The sequence below is a fragment of the Streptomyces sp. NPDC058665 genome, from assembly GCF_042714995.1.
Taxonomy (GTDB): Bacteria; Actinomycetota; Actinomycetes; order Streptomycetales; family Streptomycetaceae; genus Streptomyces.
Genome location: NZ_JBHXRX010000065.1, coordinates 37,459 through 44,177, shown reverse-complemented (window position 1 = coordinate 44,177; position 6,719 = coordinate 37,459). Strand labels below are relative to the sequence as shown.

Genomic DNA, 6,719 nt, shown 5'->3' with positions numbered 1-6,719 from the left:
CGCCGGACGGGCGTGATGAGCCCGTCCGGCGACCGAGGACACAGCCGGCCACCGGGCCGACCCGGTCAAGCTCGCGGCGGTAGCGCGGGGCGGCGGCGGTCCGGCACGTCGCCGTAGCCGGGCGGGGTCGCCGCGGGCTGCTTGGCGAGCAGTTCCAGCGCCACCCACACCGCGTCGTCGAGCTGCGCGTGCCGCCCCTCCGCCCAGTCGAGCGGGGTACGCAGCGCCTCGATGTCCGGCTCCACGCCGTGGTTCTCGACCGACCAGCCGTACGTGTCGAACCAGGCCGCGTTCATCGGCACCGTGATCACCGTGCCATCACCCAGCCGGTGCCTGCCGGTCATGCCGACCACTCCGCCCCAGGTGCGCTGCCCGACCACCGGGCCCAGCTTCAGCAGCCTGAAGGCCGCCGTGATCATGTCGCCGTCGGAGGACGTCGCCTCGTCCGCGATCGCGACGACCGGGCCGCGCGGCGCGTTGGAGGCGTAACTCACCGCCTGCGCGTTGCGCGTCAGGTCCCAGCCGAGGATGCGCCGGGTCAGCTTTTCCACGACCAGTTCGCTGATGTGGCCGCCCGCGTTGCCCCGTACGTCCACGATCAGCGCCGGCCTGGACACCTCCAGACGCAGATCGCGGTTGAACTGGGCCCAGCCCGAGCCTCCCATGTCGGGGATGTGCAGATAGCCGCACTTGCCGCCGCTCATCTCGCGGACGACCTCGCGGCGTTTGGCCACCCAGTCCTGGTAGCGCAGCGGCCGTTCGTCGACGAGCGGGACGATCGCCACGCGCCGTGAACCGCCGTGCCGCGTACCGCCGTTGCCCGGTGACAGGTCCTCGGCGGGGCGGAAGGTCAGCTCGACCGTCGTACCGCCCGCGGCGGAGAGCAGCGGGTAGGGGCCGGTCACCGGGTCGACGGGCCGGCCGTCGACATGGGTGAGGACCGCGCCCTCGCGGATGCCCGTACCGGCCAGCGGGGAACGGGCCTTGGAGTCCGACGACTCGCCGGGCAGGATCCGCTTCACGAGCCATTCGCCGTCCCGGCACACGAGGTTGGCGCCGAGCAGGCCCATGGCGCGTTGGTAGTGCGGCGGTCCCTCGTTGCGGCGGGCGGGGGTGACGTACGCGTGCGAGGTGCCCAGCTCACCCAGTGCCTCGCGCAGCAGATCGGCGAACTCGTCGGGGGACGCGACGCGTTCGACCAGCGGGCGGTACTGGTCGAGCACCGCGTCCCAGTCGATGCCGCACATCTCCGGCTCCCAGAAGTACGAGCGGATGATGCGGCCGGCCTCCGCGTACGCCTGGCGCCACTCGGCCGCGGGGTCGACCTCGTGCAGGATGCGGCGCAGGTCGATATGAACGGTCGAGTCCCCGTCGCCGGGCTCGGTGGCGGGCGCGGCGCGCAGGTCGTCGTCGTCCACGACGACGAGCCTGGAGCCGTCCCGGCTGAGCGCGAACCAGTCGAGGTGGTCGACGAGTTCGCTCTTGCGCGCCTTGGTGATGTCGAAGTGTTCGAGGGTCGGACGGCCCGAGGTGTCGGCGGGGTTGGCGAACGTCTCGCCGAGCGCGCCGGAGATCGGCCAGCGCAGCCAGACGAGCCCGCCGCCGCTGACGGGTTGCAGGGCCGAGTACTTGGACGCCGAGACGGGGAACGGCGTGACCCGGCTCGCGAGCCCTTCGACCTCGACCGTGACCGTGCCATCCGGCACCGCGGCCGTGCCGTCGGACGGGGTGACGGCCACCGGGTCGAGCCCGCCGGCGGCCGGGCGGCCGTCCGGGAGCAGCGCGAACGGCGAGGGCGTCGCCGACGAGAGCGGTACGAGGTAGGGGCGGCAGCCCAGCGGGAAGGAGAGGTCACCGGTGTGCACGTCGTACACCGGGTCGAACCCGCGCCAGGAAAGAAAGGCGAGATATCGGCCGTCCCGCGTGAAAACAGGATTCTCGTCCTCGAAACGGCCGTTGGTGACGTCGACGATCGTACGGTCGGCGATCCGCGCCATCTTGATCTGCCGCAGCGAGCGGCCGACTCCCGGGTGGGACCAGGCGATCCAGTCGCCGTCGGGGGAGAACGCGAGGTCGGTGACGGGGCCGTTGACGGAGCGGATCAGCTCGGTGACGTCCTCCTCGGCGGGCGTCGCCGGTTCGCCGGTCACCGCTGTGGATTCTGACGTGGCATCATCTGATGGCTCGTCAGGAACCGTCAGTATCAGCAGCCTTCCGTCGTTCGTGCTGAGCGCGAGCCGTTCACCGGCCGGGTCGGCGATCAGCTCGTGCACGCGGCCCAGCCGCCCGGACGCGAGCCGCACCGGCGGCATGTCACCGCTCGCGCGCGGCAGATAGGCGATCTCGATCGCGTCCTCGCCGTCCGCGTCCGTGACGTAGGCGACCTTGCCGCCGCTGCCCAGCATCTCGGGCAGCCGCACCCGTACGCCCGGTGTGTCCGCGATCGTGCGGGCCGGGCCGTCGCGGTGGGTGAGCCAGTACAGGCTGCCGCGTACGGAGACGGCGCTCGCCCGGCCCGTGGTGTCCACGGAGATCGCGTCGACGTGGTGGGCGGCCGGGACCTGATACGTGCGCCGTCCGGCGCGCGGCCCGCCGAGCCGTACCGACAGCTTGCGCGGCACCGAGTCGGGCGCCAGCGAGTCCACCAGCCACAGCTCGCCCGCGCACTGGTAGACGACCCGGCGCCCGTCGGACGAGGCGTGGCGGGCGTAGAAGGCGTCGTGGTCGGTGTGCCGGCGCAGGTCGGTGCCGTCGGGGAGCGTCGAGTAGAGATTGCCGACGCCCTCGTGGTCGGAGAGGAACGCGATACGCCCGGACACGAACATCGGGCAGTCGACATGGCCGGGCAGATCCGCGAGAAGCCGCTCGCCGTGCAGCCACAGTCGGCCCATGGCGCCACCCCGATACCGCTTCCACGCGGCCGGTTCGTGCGGCGGCTTGCCGGTGAGCAGCAGGCTGCGCCGCTCGCCGTTGATGTCGGTGACCGCGATGTCGGTGACCGGGCCCCAGGGGAGTTTGCCGCCGGGGGAGCCGTCGGTGGGGACGCTGTAGGCCCAGGAGTAGTAGGAGAAGGGCTGGCCGTGCGAGGAGACGGCGAGGATCTGCGCCGCGCCGTCCTTGTCCGGCGGCGTCCAGCCGCAGACGCGGGTGTCGGTGGAGCCCCAGTAGCTGAGCCGGCGGGCCGGCCCGCCGGCCACCGGCGCCAGATGGATCTCCGGATCCAGGCTGCGCCAGCTCGTATAGGCGATCTGGCCGCCGTCCGGCGAGAACCGCGGATGCCCCACTCGTGTGCGGTCGACGGTCACCCGCCACGCACGGTCCGGGCGGTGCTTGGCCGACGAGAGGGGGGCGACCCAGAGATCGTCCTCGGCGGCGAAGCACAGCAAGTCGTCGTGCAGATGCGGATAACGGAGATACGCGACGTCGTCACTCACCCCCCAATGCTTTCCGTGCGGGAGGGGCGCGGCAACTCGTAGGAGGAGTCGAGTTGGCCGGATGCGTTCGGCGGGCACTCGGTCCTGTGTGTGAAGGGGTGGCGGACGTGTGTGCGGAGTGTGGCGGAGCCCACAAGCGAAACGTTGCCGTTTCGATGAGGGTGGTCTATCTTCGTACTGTACGAAATCGTTTCGTTCAGCTTCGAGAGCCTGACGGGAGGTCGGACATGGCACGCACCAGACTCACGCCGGAACGCGAGGGCGAGTTGTACGGAGCCGTGCTCGACCTGCTGCGCGAGGTCGGCTACGACGCCCTCACCATGGACGCCGTCGCCGCCCGCACCCACTCCAGCAAGGCCACCCTCTACCGCCAGTGGGGGAGCAAGCCGGAGCTGGTCGCACGAGCCCTGCGGCACAACAAGCCGGCTGATGTCGCGCAGATCGACACCGGCTCGCTGCGCGGGGACTTCCACGCCATGGTCTCGATGGGCGACGACTGCCAGATGGAGCGGGACTCCGCGCTGATGCGGGGCCTGGTCCATGCCGTCCACAACAATCCCGATCTCCACCAGGCACTTCGCGAACTGCTCGTCGCACCCGAACTCACCGGGCTCGGCGTCTTTCTGCACCGTGCGGTGGAACGGGGCGAGGTCAGGGCGGACCATCCCGCGCTGAAATACGTCGCACACATGTTGGTCGGCGCTTTCGTCGCCCGGCAGCTCATCGAGGACAGGTCGGTCGACAAGGCCTTCCTCGCTGACTACATAGACGCCGTGCTTCTCCCCGCCCTCGGCGTCTGACCCTCCTCGCAGCTCGCTGCATCGCCTCCCTGGGCCGCTCGCCCACCTCCGGGGCCTCCCCAGCAGTACCCGGCGTCCTCGCACGGCAACTTCTGCCGGTCGTGGCGTCAGCACCTGACGCGTGTCGCTCTCGCGCCGTCGGTCGGCTCCCCATGCCCTTGATCCACCCCCCAGACCGGGAGTACGCCTCGTGGCCACGTTTCTTTACAGACTCGGACGGTTCGCCTTCCGGCGCCGAAATCTCGTCGCCTTCGTATGGGTGGTGCTGCTGGCACTCGCCGGCGTCGGCGCGGCGTCCGCGTCCACCGCGACATCGAGTTCCTTCTCCATCCCGGGGACGGAGGCTCAGAAGGCCTTCGACCTGCTGGAAGAGCGCTTCCCCGGCGGCAGCGCCGACGGGGCCACCGCCCGGGTCGTCTTCAAGGCGCCCGAGGGCGAGAAGATGACATCGGCCGCGAACAAGGCCGAGGTCGAGAAGATCGTCGACGAGCTGCCCGCCGGCTCGGACCAGGTCGCCCGGGTCGCCGACCCGTACACCGCGAAGGCCGTCTCGCAGGACGGTTCGACGGCGTACGTCTCGGTCACCTACAAGGTCAACTCGATGGAGCTGACCGAGGAGACACGTACGGCGCTGGAGGAGACGGGGGCCGAGGCGCGGGAGGCCGGCCTCACCGTCGAGATCGGCGGTGACGCGCTCCAGGCGGCGCCGGAGACGGGAGCCACCGAAGTCATAGGCATCGCCGTGGCGGCGGTCGTGCTCGTGATCACCTTCGGTTCACTGATCGCCGCGGGACTGCCGCTGCTCACCGCCCTCATCGGCGTGGGAATCGGTGTGTCGACCATCACCGCGCTGGCGAGCGTGATGGATCTCGGCTCCACCACCAGCATTCTCGCGATGATGATCGGCCTCGCCGTCGGCATCGACTACGCCCTGTTCATCGTCTCGCGCCACCGGGCGGAACTCGCCGAGGGGCGGGAACCCGAGGACGCCGCCGGACGGGCCGCGGGGACGGCCGGATCGGCCGTGGTATTCGCCGGACTCACCGTCGTCATCGCGCTCGTCGGGCTCGCCGTCGTCAACATCCCGATGCTCACCAAGATGGGTGTCGCGGCGGCCGGAACGGTCGTCATCGCGGTCCTTGTCGCGCTCACGCTCGTCCCGGCCATGCTGGGCTTCGCGGGCAAGCGGGTCCACGGCAAGAAGCTGCGGACGAGGATGGCCCGTGAGCAGGCGGTCTCGGCCGACGGCGGAGCGGCTGAGGGCAAGCCCAACATGGGTACCCGCTGGGCCCGTTTCGTCCTGCGCCGCCCCGTCGCCGTACTCCTCGCCGGAGTCGTCGGCCTCGGCGTCATCGCCGTCCCGGCGACCCAGCTGGAGATGGGTCTGCCCGACGACGGATCGCAGCCGACGAGCACCACGCAGCGCAAGGCGTACGACCTCCTGTCGGACGGTTTCGGGCCCGGCTTCAACGGCCCGCTGATGGTCGTCGTCGACGGCAAGGGCGACGACAACGCCAAGGAGACCGCCGCGGAGGTCACCGCGGCCGTGGAGGACCTGAAGGGCGTCGCAGCGGTCACCCCGGCCAGCTACAACAAGGCCGGCGACACGGCGACGATCACGGTCGTCCCGAAGGACCGCCCCTCGTCGGTGGAGACGGAGAACCTGGTCCACACCATCCGCGAGGCCGGCGGTGAGATCGCCGCCGACAGCGAGGCGAAGGTGCTGGTCACCGGCGCCACCGCGATGAACACCGACTTCTCCGAGAAGATGAACGACGCGCTCCTGCCGTATCTCGCGCTCGTCGTGGGTCTGGCGTTCCTGCTGCTGATGCTCGTCTTCCGGTCGGTCCTGGTGCCCCTCAAGGCGGCGCTCGGGTTCCTGCTGTCGGTCGTCGCTGCGCTCGGCGCCGTGGTCGCGGTCTTCCAGTGGGGCTGGCTCGCCAGTCTGTTCGGTGTGGAGCAGACCGGTCCGGTCATGTCGATGATGCCGATCTTCATGGTCGGTGTGGTCTTCGGTCTCGCGATGGACTACGAGGTCTTCCTGGTGACGCGGATGCGTGAGGCGTACGTCCACGGGGAGCGGCCCGGCCAGGCGATCACCACCGGCTTCCGGCACGGGGCGCGGGTCGTCACCGCCGCCGCGGTGATCATGATGGCGGTCTTCGCGGGCTTCATCGGATCCAGCGAGTCCATGGTCAAGATGATCGGCTTCTCGCTGGCGATCGCGGTCTTCTTCGACGCGTTCGTCGTCCGGATGGCGATCGTGCCGGCGGTGCTCGCACTGCTCGGCAACAAGGCGTGGTGGCTGCCGCGCTGGCTCGACCGGCTGCTGCCGAACGTCGACGTGGAGGGCGAGCAGCTGCGGAAGATGCTGGAGAAGGAGCCGGCCGGTGCGGGCGGGGACGCCGGGCCGGAGAAGGAGCTGGTGCGGGTCTGACGTACGGGAGCCGTGCGCCGGGCGGGCCTCGCGGGTCCGTCCGGCGCC

General features: G+C 70.6%; 3 protein-coding genes. 2 read left to right on the top strand and 1 reads right to left on the bottom strand.

The window, feature by feature from the left end; all coding sequences use genetic code 11:
* Positions 1 to 65: 65 nt before the first annotated feature.
* Positions 66 to 3,434, bottom strand: coding sequence for a S41 family peptidase (locus ACFWV8_RS31545; protein WP_384211807.1), 3,369 nt, complete (start codon positions 3,432 to 3,434; stop codon positions 66 to 68).
* A 227-nt stretch (positions 3,435 to 3,661) separates the two neighbouring features.
* Here ACFWV8_RS31545 and ACFWV8_RS31540 point away from each other — a divergent pair, with 227 nt between their 5' ends.
* Both ACFWV8_RS31540 and ACFWV8_RS31535 read left to right on the top strand, forming a co-directional pair.
* Complete coding sequence (locus ACFWV8_RS31540) at positions 3,662 to 4,234, top strand: TetR/AcrR family transcriptional regulator (RefSeq protein WP_384211803.1); 573 nt, start codon at positions 3,662 to 3,664, stop codon at positions 4,232 to 4,234.
* A 190-nt stretch (positions 4,235 to 4,424) separates the two neighbouring features.
* Entirely contained in the window at positions 4,425 to 6,671 is a 2,247-nt protein-coding gene (locus ACFWV8_RS31535) for an MMPL family transporter (RefSeq protein ID WP_384211800.1), read from the top strand.
* Positions 6,672 to 6,719: the final 48 nt, after the last annotated feature.